Here is a 25,863-nt window from a genome sequence, read left to right on the forward strand (position 1 = left end):
GCGCAGGGCGCATTAGTCCTAAAAAATAATCCGCATACGAGCATTCAGCAGAACGCTCGTATAACTCTTCGCCGCATACATCGGATGAATCGACACCTGCACATCCGGCCCAATCTCCATGCTCTTGGTCATGCGAATCCGATAAAACGTCTCGATGATACTCTCGTGTCGCTTCCCCATACGCGTCGGTTGAATGTAGTTGAACGCCGTCCCGAACATATCGCCCCGCCGGCCAAACGGACTGACGTTCGTCAATCCCAACGTGTCGGTCTGTCTGATCGCCGTTCCCGTCTCTGTCGCGAAACCATACCGTCCAAACGGCGCCCAGCCATTTGCATACTCATGATCGAAACCAAACGCGACACCGTGCCCGCTCCCCGAACTCTTCGTATCGTCACGCCATCCCCCAACACGCAGCTTCAGATACTTGCTCCCAGGCGCACCCGCAAACCAGCCGAACTCGATCCCCTCAAGAAATTTATTGTCCCCCATCGTTCCAATCCCTGTGTATTGCGAACCGATGGTGTCAATCGCCAACGCGTGCATATACAAGTGGTGCGTCATCTGAAAATCAACCGCTCCTCCGCCCGCATAGGTCCCATCCGAAGCAATGGCAAGGTTGCCGTCGTTCTCTCCATTCAAAAACTGAGTTCTCTCATCATTGTTTAAAAAGCTCAGGCTGACGAACTGATTCGGATGCAGCTTGCCCACATAAAACGACAGTCTCTTATGCATGAAATCCTGCCGCCAATAAAGAACGTTCACGCTAATTGGCCTTTGCGCCCCGCCCCCTTGGAGACAGTTCAGAAAAATTCCCGACCCCATCTGGTCGCTCAGGTTCCACTGCTGACTCATCCCAATATTTGTTCCCGAACGGATTAGCAAAGCAATCGAACCTGCCGTGCTCCCGTGCTCGTACACTGCCCAGTTTCCCGTGAAGTCGAGACGTCCACTCACCTGGTCATGACGTTGCGCCGTATCCGGAATCACCGTCGCATATTGATTCAGAAACGTATACGTCGCTCCGAATCGAAGCCGCGCACTAGTCTCCAGCCAGCTTCCACCCATATCCGCTGCCTTGGTAACGAACCTGAAAGGATCGGTATGAAAGAGTGGATCCGCCGGCACCAACCCCAGCGCCGCCGAAGCCGCGTCCAGCTCCTGCGGGTACCTCGACAGCGGCTCGTTGATCGCCGGCTCAGACTGCGGCTGGTATTGAGTCGTCTCAGAGGTAGCACCCGGCCTGACGATCTTGATGTTCTGACCCACCAGAGCAGGAGACGCGCCCATCAGGATCAACGCAATTGTCTTACCTACGTACTTCCTGACGTTCACACAACTCCTTAGCGAATCCGTTGACCTTGCTCATCCAAAAAAATGACTGCCGACTTGATGCACCGGCGCCATCATCCGAGGCATAAATCTTCGCGTGAGTATCCTGCGCCGGCAACATGGCCGAAACTCAAACATGGAAAACGTTGTCAACCCCCAAAGCCCTGGGACACAACACAAAACCCGCGAATCAAGCCCCTTTTAGAGCTTCTCCGGTTTGGCGCATTACCCCTCTTCCAACGCGTATCATAGAAACAGGAGATTGCTCTGGAAAGAAACTGACCCGAGACCTGCTCTTGAAGGAAGAACTCCGAACGAAGTCCAGACTTAACCTTCATAGACCGAATACTTTAGCACCAAACAGTACCACCGGGGTACCATCCCGAAGCTGCACCGAATCTACGCCCGAGGAGGAGGACAAATCGTGACCACACCAACCGCTCTGCCCGCCACCTTCAACGACTTCCTCGGCAACAGCACCGCCATCGAGCACCTCCGCACCGCCATCGCCGCCGGCCGCCTCCCCCACTCCCTCATCCTCGCCGGCCCCAACGGAGCAGGAAAGTACACCCTCGCCCTCATGCTCGCCATGGCCGTTGAGTGCCAGCGTCAGCCACGCGACCTCTGGTCCAACGGCGTCTCCCTCGCCAACTTCTGCGGCGTCTGTCACAACTGCACCCGCATCGCCAGCGCAGCCAATCTCGACGACGAGATCGACAAAGCCGTAGCCGTCCGCGAAGAGCTTCGCGATACCGACAAGAAAGACACCCGCGTCCTCGTCCAGCCCCACCCCGACGTCCTCATCGTCCCACCCGACCCACCGCAACTCCTCATCAAGCTCGGTCAGATCCGCACCGTCATCCAGCGCGCCCACTACCTCCCCAGCGAGGCCCCGCGCAAGATCTTCATCCTCACCGCGGCCAACTTCATGAAGGAAGCCGCCAACTCCCTCCTCAAAGTCCTCGAGGAGCCACCCGACACAGTCCACATCATCATCCTTGCCGAAAACCCCGGCGAACTTCTTCCCACCATCCGCTCCCGTTGTGCAACTGTCCGCCTCGGCGCCCTTCCCGTCGAAGAGATCGAGATGCTCCTCGCCGACCGCCGCCCCGACGTGCCGCCCAAGCAGCGAACCCTCATCGCACGCCTCGCACAAGGCGCTGCCGGAAAAGCCCTAGGCTTCGACCTCGAAGCCTACACCGCAGCCCGCGCCGATGCCCTCCTCTTCCTGCGTAACGCCGCGGCAGCCAGCAGTGGCACTGCCGAGCCTGACCACACCGCCCTCTTCAAGATGACCGAAACCTACCGCGCCGGAGCCGAAGGCCAACAAAAAACCGCAGCCCTGCTCCGCACTCTCTCGCTCCTCCTCGAAGACCTCCTGCTTCTAGGCGCAGGCACACCCGAACTCCTCCGCAACACCGATCTCCGTCCCGAACTCGACCGCCTCAGCTCCTCCCTCAACTTCGCCTGGATCGAATCCGCCTCACGCGGCCTGGATCAAGTCCAAAGCGGTATGCGCCGCAACCTCCTCCGCAGCCTCTCCCTCGACGCCTTCGCCGGCCAACTCGCCGCAAGATGAGCAGGCCCGACGAACACACCACGCTGCGCCTCTCCACCAGCCCGCAAGACATCGCCCGCGCCGCCGAGATCCTCCGCAACGGCGGCACCGTGGCCTTCCCCACCGAAACCGTCTACGGTCTCGGAGCCAACGCGCTCGACCCCAACGCAGTCGCCAACATCTTCCTCGCCAAAGACCGCCCCCACTGGGACCCCCTCATCGTCCACGTCAGCAACCGCGCCATGCTCGACGAGGTAGCCACCGTATCTGAGCGGGCAGAGCGCCTCATCAAAGCCTTCTGGCCCGGCCCCCTGACCCTCCTGCTTCCCCGCACAGAAAAAATCCCCGACGCAGTCACCGCCAACCGCCCGCTCGTAGGCGTCCGCATGCCCGCGCACCCGCTCGCCCACGCACTCCTCGAAGCCACAGGCCTCCCCCTCGCAGCGCCCAGCGCCAACCGATTCGGCCACACCAGCCCCACCACCGCAGCCCACGTCCTCCAGGATCTAGACCACCGCATCGACGCCGTCATCGACGGCGGCGCAACCAGCGTAGGCGTCGAATCCACCGTCCTCGACCCCAATCCGTCCCCGATGATCCTCTACCGCCCCGGCGCCATCACCCCCGCCATGCTCGAACCCATCGGCGGTCCCGTCACCACCTACACCGCACCCCAGCAAACCACCACCCCGCAGAGCCTGCCATCCCCTGGTGTCGGCATCCGCCATTACGCCCCCCGCGCCCATCTCATCCTGGTCGACAGCGAAGCCGACCTCAACTCCCACCTCGCCACCACCGAGGGCCGCATAGGAGTCATGCTCCCAAGCGGCTGGATCATCCCCACCGGCCACACCGAAGTCTTCCCCTGGAGTTCCATAGAAGACCCCACAACTCTAGCCCAAACTCTCTTCGCCGGTCTTCGAGATCTCGACGCCCGCGGCGTCACCGCCATCCTCTGCCCTCTACCCAAACCCGAAGGCCTCGGACTCGCCATCCGCGACCGTCTAAAAAAAGCCGCAAAAACAAACTAAGGTCCACGTTTTTCACCGGGCCACAGCCGTATACTCCCCCCATGAAGAACTCTGAGATCGAACTCAAGTTTCCCGTCCCTGATCCAGAAGCTCTCCAAACCCGCCTCCCGCAACTCGGCTTCCAGCTCATCACCCCACGCACCTTCGAGCACAACACCCTCTACGACACTCCCAATCGCGACCTCCGCGCCCGCAGGCAGATCCTCCGCCTCCGTCAGTACGGCGACATATTCACCCTCACCCACAAGCGTCTCCCCGACGAGCAGGCCCCCGTCGACACCACCCGCTACAAGATCCGCATCGAGACCGAGACCACCGTTAGCGACCGCGATGCCATGGCCGAGATCTTCCAGCAACTAGGCTACGGTCCAGCCTTCACCTACGAGAAGTACCGCACCGAGTGGTCTCACTCAGCAGACTCCGAGATAACCGCTCACCTAGTCCTCGACGAGACCCCCATCGGCACCTACGCCGAACTCGAAGGCCCCACCGCCTGGATCGACCAGACCCTCGTCGCACTCCACATCGACCCGGCCACTTGCCTCACCGACAGCTACGGCAAGCTCTTTCTCGACTGGAAGCAACGCACCGGCAGCCCCGCCGAGAACCTCACCTTCGCCGAAATCACGCCTCCCGTACTCTCTCTCCGCTAAAGCCTCCCCCACCTCCGCCGATACAACCTCTGTACCCCGGAGGTTTTCCTTGGCAATTCCACTTCGCTCTTCGCGCCCCCTTCTTCTTGCCGGAAGCGTTGCCCTCTGCGTCGGCACTGCCTTCGCTGGCGACGTTCATCGTGCGATCGTCTCCCGCACAGCCCCAGCCTACCCAGAGCTCGCGCGCCGCATGCACGTCGGCGGCAAGGTCGTTCTTCTCGTCTCCATCAAAGCCGACGGCACCGTCTCAGGCACCAAGGTGGAGTCGGGCCACGCCCTCCTCGCGCCCTCTGCGCAGGACGCCGTCACTCACTGGCGCTTCGCTCCAAACTCTGATGCCACCGAATCCGAAGTCGAAGTCAACTTCAACATCGACGGTCAGTAACCCAGGCATACTCGCAACCGAAATCACCGCCGAGATTCGTCCCGGCGGTATCTGCCAACGCTTTAAATCGATCTACGCTCCTAACTTCGCTCCGAGGTCCTCATGCAACTGCAGTCGAAGATGTTCCTGATGACTGGCGCTATCGTCGCCACTACCGTTCTCAGCGCAAGTATCGCCCACCGATACATCGAGGAGGCCAACGTCCTCTCGAACATGGTCACGGAGAACCGCATCCCCGTCATCATGTCCAGTCGCGACATCCGCTCCCACTTCACCGACACCGTTCGCCTGCTTGAGTCCTACATGCTCTTCGGCATCGACGCGAACTCCTCCGCGCTCTATCGCAACTCCAGGCGCCAAGAGTTCGAGCAGGCCGAGAGTTCGCTCGCGCTGCTTCACCAGCAGACCTCCCACTTTGATCTCGGCTCCGACGCCCCGCGATTGATCGCACTTGACTCCGATCTCGCCGCGCTCAAGACACTCGAAGAGAAGGTCGAGACCCTGAACGAATCGAAGACACCGCAAGGCTCCGCTGCAGCCTACGACACCCTGCAGAACCAGATCCTGCCTCTCGAAAAAAGCCTCTTCTCCAACATCACCGAGATCGCGCAGTCGCAGACCCGCCTCGCCAATGAAGAGCAGGCACAACTCCGCGGAGCCAACCACTTCACCCTCATCGTCCTCTGGCTCGGCACCATCATCGCCTCTCTCATCGGCATCACGGTATCGGTCTACCTCGGACGGAAGATCGCCTATGCCCTGAACGTCGTCATGCAGCGCGCCGACGCCATCGCCGCGGGCGACCTAAGCGGCCAGCCGCTGGCCCTCGACACCACCGACCAGACCGGCGCCCTCGCGCACGCCGTCCAGAAGATGCAGACCAATCTCGCCGGCATCATCGGAACACTCGCCGAGACCGTCTCCACCATTACTGGCAGCGCCGCCACCATGGGCTCGGCCAGCGATCAGATCCATCGCCGCATGGATCAGCAGAGCCAGCAGACCCAACAGGCCGCTACCGCCATGCAGGAGATGTCGGCCTCCATCGCCGAGGTCTCCCGCCACACCCAGTCCGCTGCAGAGACTGCCCGCAGCGCCGCTGAAACCGCCCGCGAAGGCGGCACCATCGTCAAGCAGGTTCTCGGCAGCATGCACTCCATCGCCACCGCCGTCAGCGACACCTCCGCCACCGTCGGCCTCCTCGGCGACGACTCCCGCCGCATCTCGCAGATCGTCACCGTCATCGACGAGATCGCCCGCAAGACCAACCTGCTCGCCCTCAACGCAGCCATCGAAGCCGCTCGCGCTGGCGACCAGGGCCGTGGCTTCGCCGTAGTCGCCGGAGAGGTCCGCCGTCTCGCCGAGTCCACCGCTCAGGCCACAGGCGAGATCGCCAGCATGATTCAAGGCATTCAGGATCGCACCCTCACCGCCATCGCCAGCATGGAGAGCGGCACCGGCACCGTGCAGCAGGGCGTCATCACCACCAACCAGGCCGGCGAGGCTCTCGAGCGCATCATTGGCATGGCCGAGCGCGTCGATCGCATGATCGCCCAGATCGCCATCGCCGCCTCCCAGCAGACCGCCGCCGCAGACCAGTCCAGCGCCAGCCTGCACTCCATCCACTCCCTCAGCCACGAAAATCTCACCGAGATGGCCACCACCGCGGCTGGAATCGAATCCCTCCGCACCACCGCCGTCACACTCGAGCAGCAGGTCGACCGTTTCAGCCTCAGGTCCGCACCAGACTCAAGGCTGCTTCGCGTCGAGAGCAGCAACACGAAACGCCACGCTACCTTCCAACCCGCATAAACAACCAGCATCGTCCCCAAACGAAGAGGCCCGCACACAGCGGGCCTCTTCGTTCAACAGAAAACGACCTTAGAAGATCTGGAAGTTGACCTCAACGTTCAGCTCGACCAGAACAGGCCTGCCGTTCTCCATCGCCGGCTTGAACTTGTACTGTCTCACCGCTTCCATCGCCTTCTCATCCAGACCCATGCCAACGCCGCGAATCACGTGAACGTGGCTCGGATTTCCGTTGGTATCGACCCAGAGGTTAACCAGAACATTTCCTGCAACCTTCGCCTTCCGGGCCTCTTCAGAAAATTCCGGCTCAACCGAGAAGATCAGCACAGGAGCCGAAACCCCTCCGCCAATCCGCCTCGGTCCGCCACCGGTATTGCCTCCCGAACCCGGCCCAAGCCCCGATCCATTACCCGATCCAAGACCGGTACCGGTGCCGCCGCCGCCCGAATATGGCCCAATAATCGGCGAGTTCGGAACTCCGACCTGCGGCAGGTTGCTCGCCATCTTCACATCCTGCTGCACCTCAATCGTCGGGTCTATCTTGATCTTCGGTTCGACCAGCGGAGGCTTGTTCGGCGGCACAATCTGCGTATCCGCGAACTTCGGAGGAGATCCCTTAACCACAGGAGTTGGCCCTTTTTGTCCACCGCCTCCGCCCATCGCCTGAGCTCTCGGCGGAGCCTGCGGTGGAACCGAAAGCTCCGTCACCTGCATTGTTCTTACGGGGGCGGAAAACTGAACCTTCTTCGCCAGCAAAAACGCGATCAGCAGAATGATCAACCCGTAGATTACGACCGCGGAGGTCGTCGCAATCGGATTTTGCTTAGTCTTCATCCGATCGACGACAGCGATCGGCTTCGACTCCAGTACCAGAGGCGGCAGTTTTACCGGGAAAAACACATCCCGAATGCTGCTCCCAAGGGACGCAAAGACTCCCTCTTCCTCAATCACCATATCGCTATCAACTGGCTTCGATTCCAGCTGCAGTGGAGCTTCGTTTGACTTGCTGAAGGCATCCCGAAGATTCGCAAAGAACGACGTCCACATGGACCCATCGGTCTCTTCGTTCAACTTTGGAGCATCTGCCGGTCGCAGGGTCGGAGCCTGTCTCTCTGGGTCTATCTGCGGTGGTGGTGTCAATAAACTATTCGCCATAAGCTGTTTCGCCTCGGTGCAGAAAGCCGCAGCCTCCGCACACCACTTCCAAAATCTTGCCCGCCCTGAATCTACTGCTCTTCTTACGTTCCAAACGCCAGTCCGGTTCTCGCCCGGCTCTGGCAACAGCGCGTGATTGTTAACATTCTACAAACATTCGCCAGCGGACGCTCGTTACCTTGGACGCACGTCACCATGGGAATGTCTCCTTGCCATCCTATGTACCACCCCTCCGCGCCGTCTACAATAGAGGTTTGCCACAAACTGGATCTTTGTCACAACGAACCAAGAGGACCGAATGTCGGAAGCTACCCAGGCAAAACCCGAAGTCAAGGCGCTGAAGTCCACGCTGAACCTGCCACAGACCGCCTTCCCCATGAAGGCCAATCTGCCCCAGAACGAACCCGCGCGCCTCGAAGCGTGGCAGCAAAGTGACTTATACGCCCAGATCCGCACCGCCCGTGCCGGACAGCCCAAGTACATCCTCCACGACGGCCCTCCCTACGCCAACGGAGCCATTCACCTCGGCCACGCCCTCAACAAGTGCATCAAGGACTTCGTCGTCAAAACCAAAACCATGGCCGGCTTCGACGCCCCCTACGTCCCCGGATGGGACTGCCACGGCCTCCCCATCGAGATCAAAGTCGACGAGCAGCTAGGCCGCAAAAAGCTCGAGATGGACCCCATCGCCGTCCGCCACGCCTGCCGCGAGTACGCACAGAAGTATGTCGACCTCCAGCGCAGCCAGTTCGAGCGCATCGGCGTCTTCGGCCGCTGGAACGATCCCTACCTCACCATGAGCTTCGGCTACGAAGCCAGCATCGTCGAAACCTTCTACGACTTCTTCGAGAAGAAGTTCGTCTACAAAGGCCTCAAGCCCGTCTACTGGTGTATCCACGACCGCACCGCCCTCGCCGAAGCCGAAGTCGAATACGAACAGCACACCTCACCTAGCGTCTACGTCCGCTACGCCCTCACCAGCGACCCCGCGGCTATCGCTCCGTCGCTAGCCGCCGTAAAAAATCTCTATACGATCATCTGGACCACTACCCCATGGACCCTCCCCGCGTCCCAGGCCGTAGCCTTCAACCCACTCCTCGAATATGTAGCTCTGGCATGCGAAGGCGGCACCTACATCGTCGCGCAAGCGCTCATGTCCTCGGTCATTACCCACTGCCGTCTGATGAGCGCGAAGAACCCCGCCGAGCCGGCGTCGCAGGCCGACATCGTCGCCGTCCTCACCGGCAATCATCTCGAGCACGCGACCTTCCAGCACCCATTCCTCGATCGCAGCATCCTCGGCGTCACCGCGGACTACGTCACCGCCGAGCAAGGCACCGGAGCCGTCCACACCTCACCCGCCCACGGCGTCGACGACTTCTACACCGGCCAGCGCTACCACCTCCCCGAGATCCAATACGTCGACAACGCCGGCAAGCAGCGTCACACCGACCTACATGGCGGCCAGCCGGCCGAACCCTACGCCGACCTCACCGTCTTCAAATCCAACGCGCCCATCATCGAGCTCCTCCGCGAGCGCGGCGCACTCCTGAGCGACACCAGCTTCGAACACTCCTATCCGCACTGCTGGCGCTGCCACAACCCCGTCATCGTCCGCGCCACCGAGCAGTGGTTCATCGGCATGGAGACCCCGATGATCACCGACGAAGGCACCACGACAACCTTCCGTCAGCGCGCCCTCGACGAGATCAAGAAAGTCGTCTGGGATCCGGCCTGGGGCGAAGAGCGCATCTCCAACATGATCGCCACCCGCCCCGACTGGTGCATCTCCCGCCAGCGCATCTGGGGCGTTCCCATCGCCGTCTTCCTCTGCGACAAGTGCGGCGAGCCACTCAACGAACCCGCCGTCAACCAGAGCATCGTCGATCTCTTCAAAAAAGAGGGCGCCGACGCCTGGTACAGCCACGAAGCCGCAACGCTCCTCCCCGCCGGAACCGCCTGCGCAAGCTGCCACCACCTGGAGTTCCGCAAAGAGATGGACATCCTCGATGTCTGGTTCGAGTCCGGCGCAAGCTGGCACGCCGTCCTCGACCTCGAGCCCGAACTCCACTCCCCCGCCGACCTCTACACCGAAGGCGGCGACCAGCACCGCGGCTGGTTCCACTCCTCGCTACTCACTTCCGTTGCCGTCCGCAACCACGCCCCCTACAAGATGGTCGCAACCTCCGGCTGGACCCTCGACGAGCAAGGCCGCGCCTTCTCCAAATCCCTCGGCAACGGCGTCGATCCCGTAGACATCGCCAAGCGTCTCGGCGCGGAAGTCATCCGTCTCTGGGTAGCCTCCGTCGACTTCCGCGAAGACGTAGCCGCCAGCGAAAACCTCATGCAGCGCGTCAGCGACAACTACCGTAAGCTGCGCAACACCCTGCGCTTCCTCCTCGGAAATATCCACGACTTCAACCCCGCGACCGACGCCATCGCTTTCGCAAACCTGCAGCCGCTAGACCAATACATCCTCGCCCGCACCGCCGAACTCGACGCCAAGATTCGCGCCGCTTACGACGACTTCGAGTTCCACCGCGCCTATCACGCGCTCAACGAGTACGTGAACACCGACCTCAGCGCGCTCTACCTCGACGTCCTCAAAGATCGCCTTTACACCTTCGCCCCCAACCACCCGGGCCGCCGCAGCGCACAAACCGCCCTCTGGCGCATCGCCGAAACTCTCACCCGCCTCATCGCCCCAATCCTCAGTTTCACCGCCGACGAAGTCTGGGCACTCCTACCGCAATCAGCAACTCGTGAGCCCAGCGTTCATCTCGCACTCTTCCCTGATCTGACCGACCTCGTCCCCGGCAGCACCCGCCAGATCGAAGAAGAATGGGACCAGCTCCTCACCCTTCGCGACGAAGTCCTCAAGGTCCTCGAAGAAGCGCGCACCGCAAAGACCATCAGCAACAAGCCCTCCGAGACCCAGATAGTCCTCGGCTGGCTCAACAGCGTAGCCGAAAAACCCAACCCGGTCTTCGAGCAATACAAATCCATACTCCCCGAGCTCTTTGGCGTAGCCCAGGTCGAAATCTCCAACGCCATCATCACCGAAGGCAACGTAGAAAAGGGAGCCTTCTACGTCCAGGCCAAACCTGCCGCAGGTAGCAAGTGCGAGCGCTGCTGGCGCTTCACCGAAGACGTAGGCAACGAAGCCAACTACCCAACCGTCTGCCTTCGCTGCGCCGACGCTCTCGAAGCCATCCACTTCCCACCCTACAACGCACCACCCAGCAACTCAACGGAGCCGCAAGCCTGATGTCCTCACCGAACAAGACGACCTACGAAGCCGCAACGCCAGCCATCGCGACCGAACCACGCGATCGCCGCGGTATTGCGCTCGCTATCGCCGCAGCAGTCGTCATCCTAGACCGCATCACCAAACGCATCGTCGTTCAGCAACTTCCCAACGGCCAGGCTCACACCGTCATCCCCGGCATCTTCCGCATCACCGACGTCCACAACACCGGCGCCGCCTTCAGCATGTTCGCCGAATCCGCCTCACCCACAACCGTCCGCAACATCCTCATCGCCTTTTCCGTAATCGCGGCCGTCGTCCTCATCGGAATGCTCTGGCGAGCAGGTCGCGCCCTCACTGTCAGCTCCGTCGCTCTCGCGCTCATCCTCGGCGGAGCCGTCGGCAACCTCTACGACCGCGTTCGCTACAGCTACGTCGTCGACTTCCTCGAAGTCCACATCGGCAACTACCACTGGCCCGACTTCAACCTCGCCGACAGCTGCATCGTCATCGGCGCCTGCCTCCTCCTCATCGAAATCTTCCGCCCTCAACCAACGGACGCCTAAGCCTCACCCTTTAATCACTCCCTATGAATGACCAGATCACAATCCGCGGCGCACGAACCCACAACCTCAAGGGCATCGACGTCGACATCCCGCACAACGCACTCACCGTCGTCAGCGGCGTCAGCGGCTCCGGCAAATCCTCCCTCGCCTTCGACACCGTCTACGCCGAAGGCCAGCGCCGCTACGTCGAAAGCCTCTCCGCCTACGCCCGCCAGTTCCTCGAGCGCATCGAAAAGCCCGACGTCGACCACATGGACGGCCTCGCCCCCGCCATCGCCATCAAGCAAAAAAATCAGACCCGCAATCCCCGCTCCACCGTCGCCACCGCAACCGAGATCTACGACTACCTCCGTCTCCTCTACGCCCGCTGCGGCACCGTAACCTGCCTCCACTGCGGCGGCATCGTCAAGCACGACACCGTAGACGAAATCATCACCACACTCTTCGCCCTACCCGAAGGCACCCGCACCCACGTCCTCTTTCCGATCATCCGCACCGAAGTCAAACTCGCGCCCATGCAGATCGCCACGCCCGACGTCGAGGTCGAAGCCCCCAAGCCCAAAAAGACCGCCTCAAAGAAATCCGCGAAGTCGACAAAGCCCGCAGCCATCGAGACCCTCACCCTCACGGACGCACTCAAAGATCGCCTCACCGAACTGCGCCGCCGCGGCTATAACCGCCTCTACCAATCAGGAAAAATAGTAGAGTTCTCCACGCCCGAATCCCTCCTGGAACTCGACTTCACCCAACCCATCTTCGTCCTCATCGACCGCCTCGCCATCACCTCCGAAAGCCGCGCCCGCATCGTAGACGCCATCGAAACCGGCTACCGCGAATCCGGCGAAGTCCAGTTCCACAGCTTGGCCAGCCAAGACAACGAGAACCCAACGAAGTTGCGCTTCTCCGCCGCGTTCGAGTGCACCACCTGCCACCGCGCCTATCGCGAACCCGAACCACGCCTCTTCTCCTTCAACAACCCCTACGGCGCCTGCCCGCGCTGCCAGGGCTTCGGCAACACCATCGACTTCGACCCCAACCTCATCATTCCCGACAAATCGAAGACCCTCGATGAAGGCGCCATCGCCCCCTGGACCACCACAAAATACCGCCCCCACCACGGCGAGATGAAACGTGCCGCCAAAGCCGCTGGCATTCCGACCGACGTTCCCTGGTACGACCTCACACCCACACAGCAAGCCTTTATCGAAGACGGCAACGGCACCTTCCCCGGCATTCGCGGCTTCTTCGCCGCCCTCGAACGCAAAAAATACAAGCTCCACGTCCGCGTCTTCCTCTCGAAGTACCGCGGCTACGCACTCTGCCCCGACTGCCGCGGCCAGCGCCTCCGCGCCGAAGCCCGCGCCGTCCTTATCAACAATCAAAACATCTGCGAGACCAGCGCCCTCACCATCACCGCCGCGCAAACCTTCTTCGACAATTTGCAACTCTCACCAGCACAATTAGAAGTAGCCGGCAAAATCCTCGAAGAAGTCCGTCAGCGTGTCCACTTCCTCCTCCAGGTTGGCCTCGACTACCTCACCCTCGACCGCCTAAGCTCCACCCTCTCCGGCGGCGAAGCCCAGCGCATCCAGCTCGCAACCTCCCTGGGCTCGCGCCTAGTCGGAGCCCTCTACGTCCTCGACGAGCCAAGCATCGGTCTCCACACCCGAGACACCGCCAAGCTCATCGGCATCATGAAAGACCTTCGCGACCTCGGCAACACCATCCTCGTCGTCGAACACGACCCCGACGTCATCCGCGCCGCCGACCATCTCCTCGATCTCGGCCCCGGAGCAGGAGAGCTAGGCGGCCATCTCCTCGCCTCAGGCACCGTAGCCGAAGTCACCGCAAACCCAAACTCCATCACCGGAAAATATCTCTCCGGCCGCCTCACCATCCCCGTCCCCAAACACCGCCGCGAACCCGGCCGCGAGCACCTCAAACTCACCGGCGCCCGCATCCACAACCTTCGCGGCGTCGACATCAACATCCCTCTCGGCCTCCTCTGCTGCGTCACCGGTGTCAGCGGCTCCGGAAAATCCACCATCGTCCACCAGGTCCTCTACCGCGCTCTCATGCAAGCTCTCGGCCAAACCGAAGGTGCCGACCCAGCGCACCTCTACCGCGAGCTCACCGGCACCCACCACCTCAACGACGTCATCCTCGTCGATCAATCCCCCATCGGCCGCACCCCGCGATCCAATCCAGTTACATATATCAAAGCCTTCGACGACATCCGCGCCCTCTTCGCCGCCCAACCCGACGCCAAGCGCCGCAGCTTCGGTCCCGGACACTTCTCCTTCAACGTCCCCGGCGGCCGCTGCGACGTCTGCGAAGGCGACGGCACCGTCACCGTCGAGATGCAGTTCCTGGCCGACATCGAGCTCCCCTGCGAAGAATGTAACGGAACACGCTACAAATCCACCATCCTCGACATCCGCTACAAAGGCAAGAACATCCACGACGTCCTCAACATGACCGTCAAAGAAGCTCTCGTCTACTTCGCCGGCCACCCCAAGATCGTCGACAAGCTCTATGTCCTCGACGAGGTCGGTCTCGGCTACGTTCGCCTCGGCCAATCCGCCACCACGCTCTCCGGCGGCGAAGCCCAACGCGTCAAACTCGCCTCTCACCTCGCCACCGCACGCAGCATCACCATCCGCAGCTCCAACGACACCGCCGCCAAAGCCCGCAGCCGCACCCTCTACATCCTCGACGAACCCACCACGGGTCTCCACTTCGACGACGTAGCCAAACTCCTCGCCGCCTTCCGCAAACTCATCGAAGGCGGCGGCTCCCTCCTCGTCATCGAGCACAACCTCGACGTCATCAAATCCGCCGACTGGGTCATCGACATGGGCCCCGAGGGTGGCTCCGGCGGCGGCCAGATCGTGGCCACCGGCACCCCCGAAGAGATCGCTGCTAACCCGAGAAGCCACACCGGCCACTGGCTCGCCCCGGTCCTCGACCTCGCCGCCCCGAAAGCCGAACCTGAACTCCAGACCACCGCCTAGCCCACAAACAGACTTGACGTAGAGCACGGCATAGGAGAACATTTGTTCCCTTCGACAAACTTTATCTCCTGAAGGGCTCAAAGACACATCTGACCGGCATCGGGTCCTCGGGAAGCAGACGAAGAGAGAGCTTCCACTTGAGGAACCACGAATGCCCAAATCGAAAAAAGCATCGTCCGCCAAGGTTCCATCCATCAGCAAAAAGCTCGCCGATCAGTTCACCGCGCCGCGTCCATCCGTAGCCGACCGCGAAGACGCTGGAAAACGCCTGCGAACCACCGTGCCAAGGGCCAGCCTCGCTGACCACCAACTCCCGAAGAACCGCAAAGATCCCGTGGCGATCCTCGAGGCCCAGGCAAAAACTCGCCTCCAGGAGCTCATCCCCGTCCGTTACGCTCGAATGCTGCAATCACCCTTCGCGTTCCTACGTGGCACAGCAGCCGTCATGGCGCAGGACCTCGCCTCATCGCCAGTCACTGGCCTTCAGGTACAGCTCTGCGGCGACATGCACGTCTCAAACTTCGGCGTCTTCGCCTCCGCCGAACGCAGCCTCGTCTTCGGCATCAACGACTTCGACGAAACAATTCCCGGCCCGTGGGAATGGGACCTGAAACGACTCGCAACCAGCGCCGTCGTCGCCGGTCAGTTCATCGGAAAAGACCATGCAGACTGCGAGGAATATAGCCGCGCAATCGTGAGATCCTATCGGCAACGAATGCGCGAATTCGCCGACATGGGCTATCTGGCCACCTGGTATTCCGTCATTCACGAAGACGACATCCTGGCCGCAGCGCCCCCAAATCGGCTGGACCTATGGAAGAAAGCCATTAACAAGGCGAAGAAGGGATCACACCTCCAGGTCTTGGAGAAGATGACGGACCTGGTCGACAACAAACAACGGATCGTCGAAAACGCTCCGTTCGTCGTGCGCGAAACCAAGACAGAGCACGGCATGCCGATTCGCGAAGCTCTAGGACTCTTCCTCGAACAATATCTCGCCTCCTTGACCGAGGACCGCAGACAACTCATCTCGCGCTATCAGGTGCTGGACGCCGCACGAAAGGTTGTCGGTGTCGGCAGTGTCGGAACACGTTGTTGGATAGCGTTCATGCGAGGCAAAGACGAAGGCGATCCACTCTTCCTGCAATATAAGGAAGCGGAGGAGTCCGTACTCGCACCTTACCTGAAGGGACCGAAATTTCAGAACCAAGGCCTTCGCGTAGTCTCCGGCCAACACCTGATCCAGGGTTCTCCGGACATCCTTCTGGGATGGGGAGCTTTCAAAGAAACCAACTTCTACGTTCGTCAGCTTCGCGACATGAAAGGCAGCTACGAGTTCGACCCCGCGACCACGAACCACAAGGGGATGGTAGCGTACTGCGACCTGTGTGGCTGGGGCCTTGCCTTGGCGCACGCCAAATCGGGAGACCCGGCAACCATCGCAGGCTATCTCGGTAAGACCGACGAAATCGACGAAGCCCTCACAAAATTCGCCTTTGCGTACAGCGAACAAAATGAACGCGACTACGACAAACTCAAAGAAGCAGCGCGCACCAAGCGAATCAAAGTCTCCGCCGTCGCCTGACCGCTCTATCTTCTTTGTCTTTTCGCAGACCAAATCTTGATACGCCTGTTATCGTGGGCCGATGAGAAAGAAGAAAACGACCACCGCGAACGCAATTCGGCAAGCTGAACTGATTCTGAAGCTGTATGAACTGCGACGGGAGACGGTCATGCGGGAAGCACGCTCCTATGTAGGCGGCGAGTTTCTGCCCGCATCCGCCAGCGAATTCATTCAAATCGTAAGCGCAGGCGACAAGCAAAGCAGCTTCGTTCTTCAGGTGTATGGATACTGGCAGATGGTCGCTGCCTTCGTGAGAAGCGGCGCTCTCGATGCAGAGTTGCTCTACAACACCTGCCCCGAGATGTACTTCCAATACGCCAAAATTCAACCCTATCTGGCCCAGTTTCGCGAAGAGATGGACCTGCCCGAGTTTGTGATAGACGTCGAACAACTCATAGAAGGGTCACGAGCGGGCCGCAAGCGTCTCGAATCCATGCGAAAGAACATCGCAGCCATCGTCGAAGCACGAAGCCGTCCTCCAATAAAGCCGCGCGCGAAGAAATAGCTCCAACCCAAAACACTGTCCAACAACGAAGACCCTTATTGAGGACAACACCAGCAACCGCTGTGCCGAGGCATTAGCAGTTGTCGCAAGTAGCCTTTGCTGGAGCACCCGGGAGAAACTTCCGGGTTTGCCCGTGACTCGGGAAACAGCACGGTGTCTTGAGTCTGTACGAAGCTCAATGAGTGCATTGGCGATTATGAACTCATTGAGAAAGTTGTTCGAACAGCCGGTCGGTCGGCCACTGCCTTCAGACGTAGATCGAACAGGTAGGTAGATTTAGCGACTCTCTCGGCTTCCGTAAAACGACCACGCCTTCGAAACCGGACAAGTTGACCGCCGAGAAAGAAAGCGCCTGTTGGAGGAGGAGGCCAAAGGAGCGATGGCCACACAATCGACGACCTAGCCTATGATCTCGATGGCATAGGGTTTCGAAGTCCCGAACATGGAAACCGTGAAAACTCATTCGCACAGATAGTTTTCCGTCTTCTCTTAAGGACGGGGGCGTTTTGAAATCTCAATCGGATGAGCGACCATCTCAATGGTTCAAGATGCTGGCAGACAAGCGCTTTCGACACCAGTCCCAGTAGGTACCGAGAAACCGGTTACTAACGCTAAACCTAATCCAGACCTTAGCTGGTGACAACAGGCCAATGCACTCATTGAGCAATCGAAGGAATATAGCCCAATACGTCAAAGCGTCAGTGCAATCTAGATTCCCAGAACGGCTGCGTTTCGGCCATCACGGCTCTCACGTTTCCAGAAATATTGGCCATGCGGAGTGATCGTCAAATAGCGAGAATGACTCCATTGATAATTCAATTCCAATAGTTTCTCCGCGTTTGCGGGGGCAGACTTACTCGCCTCGGCACAAACCAAACCTACTGAAACAGTATCGTTCTTACGCGCAGGAATGAGGCCCTCATAACTCAGGCCAGCACCCCAAAACGTCGGAATAGGGCTGATAAGATCTTTGGAGTTCAGCGCCCATTCCCCCCAAACAGTGGCCCCTCGAGATGTGCCCGGACCGTCAGGGCGAAACACCATATGTTGACCCATCAGGTATACGCCGTTATAGCCATCGATCTGCTCGAGCGGGTTGACGAGCGAAGGAAAAGAGTTGTTGCTATGGAGAAAGCCGACCGTTATCTGCCCTGGCTTGCCAGTAGAATTGGCCTTCTGGTTGTGCAGATAATCGATCTCCCCGATCGCAAGTACACCTTTGTTACCACTCTGGAGAGCGAAGTCTGCGCCGTGGTTCTCGCCGTTTGCTGAGTTCAAATTTATGTTGAGGGCATACGACGCCGTTGGTGTGATGCCGATCCGCTTCGCTGCTCGCCGTATGTCGTCCCAGCCTCCTGTCAATGTCTCATCCGCGCCAAATACGGCGTCATTACAGCCGTGCTGACGCCTATGAGGATCGGCGGGATGTTGGCAACCAAATTTAGGTTGCGTCGAAACCCGATTTGTCCCGGAGGATAGTTGCCCATCAGCGGAGCAGGATGCGGCCAGCAGGCAGGCAACAAGCCATGCAATTGAGTAGCGCAGCATGCTTCGATGACGGGCCACACCTCGCTCCTCCTGCTGTCGGCAGTGCCGAGTTGTTATGTTTCATACTGCACTAACGTTGCCATGCCGGCGGCCAGATGCCAAAGAATGTGGCAGTGCGCATACCAGATTCCCGGATTGTTCGCATCGAATGCGACGGTGACGCTAGTCTTCGGGGGGACGAGCACAGTGTCGCGGAGAGCTCCATTCAGCGGCTTGCCATTGATCTCGATCACCTGAAACGAGTGCCCGTGCAAGTGCATCGGGTGAGACATACCCGTCTCGTTGATGAACTTCAATGCGATTCGCTGCCCCTTCTTTACCTGTACCTGGGCCTTCTGGCCGCGCGGATGTTCGACATCAAAGACAATGCCATTGATCGGCCACTCGTATTGGGACATATTGCCCTGAAACCGCAGATCGAAACTTCGATCAATCGGCTTCGAAGTCAGTGGATTGACAGCAACAAGCTGACTCTCCAGATTAAACGTCAACATCTCTGCTGGCACCGTATTTTTAACTGACAGCTTCTTGATCGACGCGCCCGGCGTAGCCAGGATGACTCCGGTCTGTTCTGCTGCGCCTTCACGCAGTGCGAGGATGGGAAACGCGCCGTCACGCGGAAGCTGCAATCTCACGTCGATGCGCTGCGCAATGGCAAGGGGAAAGCGGGAGCCGCTGATCGGCCTGACATCCATGCCGTCGGTGGCGATCAGTTCGCCTTTCAAATCTCCGAGGCTGACAAAAAAATTCGTGCCGGAGCTTCCGTTGATAATCCGCAGACGCACCTTGCCATTTTTCTCAACCCGAATTACTTCGGGATCGGCCAGCGTGCGGTCGTTGATGAGATAGGCATCGTAGTTCACGTCATTGGCGTCAGGCTTATCCATCGCCATAGTCTTCGCGCTCTTCCCACCGGCTGCACTTCCATGCATTGCCATCGCCTGGGTCGAAGGCTTGCGAAGTCTGGCGAAGATCTCGGTCGGGGGAGTAAAGCTGAAGTCGCCCAGAAAGAGAACGATCTCCTGCTCGTCTGCGCGTTCGTCCGATGGCGTGTGGACGATGAGCGGAGCGGATAGCAGGAATGCTTCCTGCAAACCCTCGTGGGAGTGCATCCAGTGAGTGCCGGATGGCTGCACGGGGAAGTTATAGTGGTAGCTGGCGTTTGGCGCAATGACCGGCTGCGTCAGGCCTGGTACGCCATCCTGATCGTTGGGCGGATGTAAGCCGTGCCAATGAATCGCAGTCGGCTCAGGGAGTTTATTTTCGAGGAGAACGTCAAAGGGCTGATTGACTGTCAGGGTTAATCCCCGCTTACCGTCCGCCTGCTCCAATCCCATGAGAGTGGCCGCCTTGCCATCGACCTCAAGCGTTCGCATCGATGCTTGCAACCTGATTCCATTGGGCAACGCAGGGCTCACTGGCGGTAGTACGGAAGCAAAGCCACGCCGATTGAGCGATGCTGCTCCAACGCAGGTAGCTCCTAATGCAATGAAAGAACGCCGCGAGCTTTTGCGAGCCAAGGCTATTCCTCTTTCCATTCCAAAAAGGCGAGTACACAGCTTACATCGAAACAACCGATTCGACTATCGCTGCACGGTTACATATCCCTAATTCTCTATTTGACCAACCTACGCCCCAACTCCGAGTCGGAGACGCTCTAGCGTTCATGTATAAGCAGCTTTCCATTCTCGTCCGCCTGAGAGCGGAGCCGTGCTTCACTGGAGCTAGCAGGATAGTTCAGCGGGTGACTTGATGATGTATCACTCATCGAGGTTTCCGACTATCCCCAACTTCTGTATGACAGCACTATCGATCGTAGCCAAAGCGAATTCATTGTGAACCTTAGCCCCGGCCCCATTTTCCCGAAGCGCCAGGTCAAACTGTCCAGCACTTCCCAAACCCGGGGCTCTTGCTTTTACTTCACTCCGTCACCCGATATGGTCGCATCATTTCGTTGTCTTCATGGGTGATACATGACAGTGCCAGACATAGTATCCCTGCGTCGGATCAAACTCGTAAAAGTTCGTTCCTGCGTAGGATTGGTTGGGAGTCAAGGGGACATCCGAGGGCGTCCACCGCGTCGGCGATAGATCGTTGCAATAAAAAAATGGGCCTGCTGTCGATTTTGGATTTCCCGAACGACTATCTGATAACAGAATGACGAGCGACAGCTCTCTGGGTCACAGGAAACAACGAGGAATGGAATGGATGAAATACATCTGTTTGGGGTACTACGATAAAGACAAATCTGATTGCATGACGGAAGACGAGCGAAACGCCATGTTCGACATATGCTTTCAATACGACGACCATCTTCGCGCCAACGGACATTGGGTTGGTGGAGAAGCGCTTCAGTCTCCGGAGACCGCCTTGACCCTCCATCGGAAGAACGGCAAAGTGGCAACTACCGACGGTCCCTATGCGGAAACCAAGGAACAACTCGGAGGTATTCTCGTCCTTGAGGCGCGGGATATGAATCATGCCGTACAGCTCATCGCGCAGCATCCGGCACTGACCTATGGCAACACCTTCGAGATTCGGCCAGCGGGGGACATGACCGAAATCATCAGGCAGAGCGGGCAGCGACGACGAAAGGCCACCGCGCGATGAGGACGGGCACGAAGGAAAGAATGACCAGTGTCATCGCCGAGGCTGGCGTGGCGGCAATCATGTTTTTCCGCTGGCGTGAACCTGGTTTGTATGCGAACAGAGGAAACTGCTTGAACGGAGGTCCGGGATGTGGTTCTTTCACGATTTGAAAATTGCCGTGCGATCTTTGGCGCGAGTTCCTGCGCTGTGGATTACAGTCGCCCTTACGTTGGCATTGGGTATCGGAGCCAACGCCGCAATCTTCAGCGTGGTGCGTGCCGTGCTGCTGCGTCCGCTGGCGAATCGCGATGAAGATCGCTTGCTTTATCTGCGCCAGAGCGCTCAGGGCATCGGCGAAGACAACGCAGCGTTCTCAGTCCCCGAGATTCAGGACATCGGCAGCGGGTTGAAGTCAATTAAGGAACTGGGTACATTTTCAGAGATCGATTTTACGGTCGTGGGTCTAGGCACGCCACGCGAGATTCCAGCGGGCGTGGTGGATGGACACTACTTCGAGGTGATGGGTCTGCACCCGGTACTTGGACGCCTGCTGACTCCCGCTGATGACGGTCAGAACGCCGCCGGAGCTGTGGTGCTGACCTATCACTTCTGGAGAACTTCGCTGCACTCCGATCCCAGCGTGATTGGAAAGTCTGTCCGGCTGGAGAGCTGCTGCGGCGCGCGCCCCGCGACCGTGGTTGGTGTTCTGGAACCATCCGTTCCCTATCCGGTAGCAACGGAGATCATCGCCAATATAGTCACCAGCCCGCATCATCTGTCTGCCACCATGGTGACGGGGCGCGAGCATCGCATGACGGAAGTCTTCGGGCGTCTAGCTCCCGGCGCGACTGTCGACAGTGCGCGAGCGGAGCTGCGCAGCATACACGGCGCCATGGTGGCCGCACACCCGGAAGTGTACAAACCTGGAGACCATTTCAAGATCGACGTAACGCGCATACACGCGCAGATCAACTCGCGCGCGAACACAATCTTGTGGATACTGTTCGCGGCTTCGGCTCTGCTATTCGTAATTGCGAGTTCGAACGTCGCCAACCTGGTACTGGCGCGAACGGTGCGCCGCGAACCCGAGCTGGCAATACGTTCAGCGCTCGGCGCAAGCGCTTCGGTGCTGCGTCGTTCGCTGCTGGCTGAGAGCCTGATCCTATGTGGGAGCGGGGCGGTCGCGGCAGTGGCGCTCGCGATCCCGATGGTGGCCGTGCTGGGCCGTTATGCATCGCGGTTCTCGGTGCGCGCAGAGGAGCTCACGCTCGACTTCAGTTTGGTGTGGTTTGGGATTGGACTGGCGTTGATCGCGGCCGTCTTCCTCGCATTCATTCCAAGGCTTCCCTCGGCAGACTCGCCGCAAGGCGGCCTTACCGGCCGGGGAGCACGCGTGGCTGGAGGGAGCAGCCGGCGTCTCCGCATCTTTGCCGTTACGCAGATCGCAGCCTCATTCCTGCTGCTTGCCGGAGCGTGTGTGCTGATGAAGACTCTGTTTGTGCTGGAGCAGATGCGGCCGCCGTTTGATTCGGCTAACGTTCTGGCAGTGAATCTTCCGAGGATGTCGTATGGGCGGACGCCCCAGCAGGTAGATGAGTTCTATCGCGAGGTGCAACGCCGCGTTAGCGCGCTGCCGGGAGTGGAGCACGTATCCTCGGGTTTCGCCGCTCCCTGGCGTGACGATCATTTGAACATCAGCTTTCAATTTGCCGCGCAGGGCGCGAAACGCGCGGACGGCCAGGACTTCCGCGGAAAGTTCCGGGTGGTATCGCCCGGATTCTTCGACACGTTTGGTGTGCCGATTCAGGAGGGCCGCGACTTCAAGGACAGCGACAAGGATGGTTCGGAACGCGTCGTCATCATTACGCAGAGCCTGGCAAAGATGCTCTATCCAGGGCAGGACGCGGTGAACCATACACTGCGGTGGACGGACGGGGTAATGAAGTTTGTTGGCATAAGCACTGAACCAAGGCGAATCATTGCCGTGGTACCCGACTTCGACGATGAAAATATCATCCCGTCACCCGCCATGACGATCTATGAGCCGAGCGAACAAGAGCAAGGATGGAACGGCCGCCTGTTCGTGCGCGCACATCAGGATGCTTACGCGCTGGTCCCGGCAATCACACAAACCATTCGCGGGATATCGGGTGACCAGCCGGTGGAAAAGGCCAGCACGCTCGGAGACGTTCGCGCAGAGGTGCTGTCGCCCGACCGACTCAACGCGATTGTGTTTGGCGGATTCGCCGCCGTGGCGCTCTTAATCTCCGTGGTGGGCGTAGCAGGCGTTCTTGCTTTCTCTGTGAGCGGGCGTACGCGTGAGTTTGGAATCCGCATGGCCCTGGGTGCCCTGCCCCGCAACATTCTTACCACTGTTCTGGTAGAGGGTGTGGTGATGGCCGGCATCGGAGTGGGCGCGGGTGTGCTGGTGGGCTTTGCTCTGGCACGCGCAATCGCCAAATACTTAACGGATATCCATCAGCCGGGACCACTTGCGTTTGTCGGTTCCGCTGTAGTCATTCTGGGTGCGGCCGTAATTGCTTCAGCTGTGCCGGCGGCGCGAGCCGCAAGAGTGAACGCAGTGGAAGCGCTACGTTCCGAGTAGCTCGCTCATTTCGATTGCTTGGTTAGGCGGAATCACTTCACTCATTTTCAGAATAGAGAGCGAATTCAGCGAAAATCTCACAGATTTTGTTGTTTGCAGCCAAGTGCCAGTCGGTCGTTTGGTCCGGGGTTGCATCGAAAGGCTGGTATCTCGGGGAGGAAGCTTGTTCTCAACCGTTGGGAACAAGCCAACCCGCTCATTGACCCAGAATATGGATCCTATTCAAGGATTAGTCCCAATAAACGCCCCGGTGTTCCCCACTTCCAGTGGAGGACTTTCGCTTTGCCGAATACCCCTCCACAGCGGATGTTCATGCCTTGATAAAGGCGAGGAGGTCGGTGTTGATTTGTTCCGCGTTCGCTGTCGGCATGCCATGCGGAAAGCCGGGATAGAATTTCGTCTCGGCGTTCTTGAGCAACTTGGCTGAACGCGGCCCCGCATCTGCAAATGGGACGATCTGATCATCTTCTCCGTGCATTACAAATGTGGGCACTTCAATCTTCTTGAGGTCTTCGGCGCATCGATGGATGAAGAAGGCCTTCACATCTCCGGAGTTCGACGCTGACCCAGATACCTTCCCCTACCGCCTGCGTTCACTCTCAAGCCAAATTCAGTGAGTTGGTCTGCCCTGGGGAAGCACACGAATGATTGCCATCATTCCGCTATCTTCATGTCCCAGGATGTGACAGTGGTACACGAAGTCTCCGATGTCGGGCCCACGGAAGTCCATCCTAAGTTTCACGCTGGGATAAGGTCCACTTCCATTCCAGTATGGAACGTTGATCATGTCGCGATACTCCCCTTCGACCGGCTTACCGTCACGCTCGAGAACAAGAAAATGAATCTGGTGAATATGAAACTCGTGGTTTTCAAGAGCGTGGTTTTCGATGGTCCAGTCTTCTACTGATCCCTGGGTCGTAGTGATCGCAGGTGGGTTGTCGGGATCGAAGAGCGTCGGTGTCGCTCCATCCACGGTAATGAAAAAATTAGTGGGGCTGTTAGGATCTGTCGGATCCGAGAGTACCTCAGAAAAGTAAAGTTTCCGCTGCTTCACGAGCTTCGCTTCCGACAACCCCTCAAAGCGCATATGCAGTGGTGGTGGTCCCGAGACGGCCCCAACTGCAAGCGAAGGGTTTTTCGCCGCGTCGCTAACCTTGATCGCCGCGAGCGGCCGTTGCGGGTCGTTATCTCCGTACGGCCCCGTATCGACATTCAACGTAAGCAGAGTCGCATTTTTCACACTCTTCGGTGGCGCTCTCAGAATGAACTCGACACGAGCGGCTGGTGCAAGAAGAAAATGCTTCCTGGATAGTGTTCTTACTCCAGACCTGCCATCCTGCGACCCGGTGGGGACGCCATCGATCCCGACGATCTCAAGGTCTTGCGCTACACCGTCGTACTGGACTTGTAGATCGAGGATCGTGTCTGCCGACGCGTTTACCACTCGCCAAAACTGCTTCTGCAATGGCTTGGCTGGTATCACGACCGGTTTGTACTCTGGGTAAGCCACCGGGATATAGTTGAGCGAAAGGTCCCAGGCCGGGACATCATCGGCATCAGGGGCACCAGGGACCAGGTTGTCCCGAACAATCAGAGTGCGTTCCGGCAGCCCTGCTACCTCCCGATTAATATTTTCAATGCCCTCTACGATGATGGCGCCCGACGCACCTCCCTGTACCGCCGCTTCGGAGATTCCGTGAACGTGCGGATGGTACCAGTAGAGTCCGGGAGGCTCATCAAGAGGAAAATGCACATCGTATTGAAATGTCTCCCCTGCATTGATAAGCGTTTTAATCACTTCATCCTGATGGCACGTCGGCGGAGTATTCGTCCCGTGATAATGAAGATTCGTGGAAGTGTCCGTCATGACCATTCCACCGCAGTTTGGAGAGGCCTCATGAGACTGCCCTGAGATGCTGAATTCAGGGAGGGTGCTCATGCCCGCCATTGCATGCTTTTGAAAAGAAGGCGTCGTCGATGGCGGCAGCGCGTTCCTCAGCTTCACCAATAATTCGTCACCCGGGCGGACGTGGAGAGTAGGTGACTGGGTTCCGTCTTCACTCATGAAACAGTACAAGACATTTCCGTACTCATCGACGCGGGTTTCATAGGTAAAGCTCACCTGCAAAATTCCATGACTGCTAAACAGATCTTTGGGCTCAACCAAACTGCTGCCTGCAGGATAACGAGGACAGGTTCCGCGATTTGAAGTCTCAGACACTGCAGCATAAGCCCCAGGCAA

The 25,863-nt window shown here is 59.0% G+C and carries 18 protein-coding genes; 12 read left to right on the forward strand and 6 right to left on the reverse strand.

Annotated features, from left to right (window positions below; translation table 11 throughout):
- Positions 1-18: 18 nt before the first annotated feature.
- Positions 19-1,335, reverse strand: a complete 1,317-nt coding sequence (locus RBB77_RS15535) for a carbohydrate porin (RefSeq protein WP_353062650.1) — start codon at positions 1,333-1,335, stop codon at positions 19-21.
- A 421-nt stretch (positions 1,336-1,756) separates the two neighbouring features.
- Here RBB77_RS15535 and RBB77_RS15540 point away from each other — a divergent pair, with 421 nt between their 5' ends.
- The 5 genes from RBB77_RS15540 (at position 1,757) to RBB77_RS15560 (ending at position 6,771) form a co-directional block, all read left to right on the forward strand.
- Positions 1,757-2,911 carry an ATP-binding protein gene (locus tag RBB77_RS15540; RefSeq protein WP_353062651.1) on the forward strand — a complete coding sequence of 385 codons (1,155 nt, stop codon included), beginning with the start codon at positions 1,757-1,759 and terminating at the stop codon, positions 2,909-2,911.
- On the forward strand, positions 2,908-3,921 hold the full coding sequence (locus RBB77_RS15545; protein WP_353062652.1) for an L-threonylcarbamoyladenylate synthase: 1,014 nt from the start codon (positions 2,908-2,910) through the stop codon (positions 3,919-3,921). The genes RBB77_RS15540 and RBB77_RS15545 overlap by 4 nt, the downstream gene beginning before the upstream one ends.
- 41 nt (positions 3,922-3,962) lie before the next feature.
- The gene (locus RBB77_RS15550; RefSeq protein ID WP_353062653.1) at positions 3,963-4,574 is read left to right on the forward strand and encodes a class IV adenylate cyclase; all 612 of its coding nucleotides are present in this window, start codon (positions 3,963-3,965) and stop codon (positions 4,572-4,574) included.
- Positions 4,575-4,623: 49 nt separating this feature from the next.
- Positions 4,624-4,959, forward strand: coding sequence for an energy transducer TonB (locus RBB77_RS15555; protein ID WP_353062654.1), 336 nt, complete (start codon positions 4,624-4,626; stop codon positions 4,957-4,959).
- A 102-nt stretch (positions 4,960-5,061) separates the two neighbouring features.
- Positions 5,062-6,771 (forward strand): methyl-accepting chemotaxis protein, encoded by a 1,710-nt coding sequence (locus RBB77_RS15560; RefSeq protein WP_353062655.1) that lies wholly within the window; start codon positions 5,062-5,064, stop codon positions 6,769-6,771.
- 69 nt (positions 6,772-6,840) lie between these two features.
- Here RBB77_RS15560 and RBB77_RS15565 read toward each other — a convergent pair whose 3' ends face one another.
- Positions 6,841-7,923, reverse strand: a complete 1,083-nt coding sequence (locus RBB77_RS15565) for an energy transducer TonB (protein ID WP_353062656.1) — start codon at positions 7,921-7,923, stop codon at positions 6,841-6,843.
- Positions 7,924-8,221: 298 nt separating this feature from the next.
- Here RBB77_RS15565 and ileS point away from each other — a divergent pair, with 298 nt between their 5' ends.
- The 5 genes from ileS to RBB77_RS15590 all read left to right on the forward strand — a co-directional run bounded on the left by ileS (position 8,222) and on the right by RBB77_RS15590 (position 16,879).
- Positions 8,222-11,191, forward strand: coding sequence for an isoleucine--tRNA ligase (gene ileS, locus RBB77_RS15570; RefSeq protein WP_353062657.1), 2,970 nt, complete (start codon positions 8,222-8,224; stop codon positions 11,189-11,191).
- Positions 11,191-11,736, forward strand: coding sequence for a signal peptidase II (gene lspA, locus RBB77_RS15575; protein WP_353062658.1), 546 nt, complete (start codon positions 11,191-11,193; stop codon positions 11,734-11,736). The genes ileS and lspA overlap by 1 nt, the downstream gene beginning before the upstream one ends.
- Before the next feature lie 23 nt (positions 11,737-11,759).
- The gene (gene uvrA, locus RBB77_RS15580) at positions 11,760-14,750 is read left to right on the forward strand and encodes an excinuclease ABC subunit UvrA (protein WP_353062659.1); all 2,991 of its coding nucleotides are present in this window, start codon (positions 11,760-11,762) and stop codon (positions 14,748-14,750) included.
- Positions 14,751-14,901: 151 nt separating this feature from the next.
- Positions 14,902-16,335 (forward strand): DUF2252 domain-containing protein, encoded by a 1,434-nt coding sequence (locus tag RBB77_RS15585; protein ID WP_353062660.1) that lies wholly within the window; start codon positions 14,902-14,904, stop codon positions 16,333-16,335.
- A 61-nt stretch (positions 16,336-16,396) separates the two neighbouring features.
- Entirely contained in the window at positions 16,397-16,879 is a 483-nt protein-coding gene (locus tag RBB77_RS15590; protein ID WP_353062661.1) for a DUF4760 domain-containing protein, read from the forward strand.
- A gap of 708 nt (positions 16,880-17,587) precedes the next feature.
- Here RBB77_RS15590 and RBB77_RS15595 read toward each other — a convergent pair.
- Both RBB77_RS15595 and RBB77_RS15600 read right to left on the reverse strand, forming a co-directional pair.
- Positions 17,588-18,445 carry a carbohydrate porin gene (locus tag RBB77_RS15595; protein ID WP_353062662.1) on the reverse strand — a complete coding sequence of 286 codons (858 nt, stop codon included), beginning with the start codon at positions 18,443-18,445 and terminating at the stop codon, positions 17,588-17,590.
- A gap of 35 nt (positions 18,446-18,480) precedes the next feature.
- Positions 18,481-19,803 carry a multicopper oxidase family protein gene (locus RBB77_RS15600; RefSeq protein ID WP_353062663.1) on the reverse strand — a complete coding sequence of 441 codons (1,323 nt, stop codon included), beginning with the start codon at positions 19,801-19,803 and terminating at the stop codon, positions 18,481-18,483.
- Between the two features lie 832 nt (positions 19,804-20,635).
- On the opposite strand from RBB77_RS15600, the gene RBB77_RS15605 reads away from it, so the two are divergent.
- Positions 20,636-21,037, forward strand: a complete 402-nt coding sequence (locus tag RBB77_RS15605) for a YciI family protein (protein ID WP_353062664.1) — start codon at positions 20,636-20,638, stop codon at positions 21,035-21,037.
- Positions 21,038-21,164: 127 nt separating this feature from the next.
- Positions 21,165-23,621, forward strand: coding sequence for an ADOP family duplicated permease (locus RBB77_RS15610; RefSeq protein WP_353062665.1), 2,457 nt, complete (start codon positions 21,165-21,167; stop codon positions 23,619-23,621).
- Positions 23,622-23,931: 310 nt separating this feature from the next.
- Here RBB77_RS15610 and RBB77_RS15615 read toward each other — a convergent pair whose 3' ends face one another.
- Together RBB77_RS15615 and RBB77_RS15620 are read right to left on the reverse strand one after the other, a co-directional pair.
- Positions 23,932-24,165 (reverse strand): alpha/beta fold hydrolase, encoded by a 234-nt coding sequence (locus RBB77_RS15615; protein ID WP_434557067.1) that lies wholly within the window; start codon positions 24,163-24,165, stop codon positions 23,932-23,934.
- Between the two features lie 66 nt (positions 24,166-24,231).
- Positions 24,232-25,788 (reverse strand): multicopper oxidase family protein, encoded by a 1,557-nt coding sequence (locus tag RBB77_RS15620; protein ID WP_353062666.1) that lies wholly within the window; start codon positions 25,786-25,788, stop codon positions 24,232-24,234.
- Positions 25,789-25,863 lie beyond the last annotated feature (75 nt).

The organism is Tunturibacter psychrotolerans (genome assembly GCF_040359615.1).
Taxonomy (GTDB): domain Bacteria; phylum Acidobacteriota; class Terriglobia; order Terriglobales; family Acidobacteriaceae; genus Edaphobacter; species Edaphobacter psychrotolerans.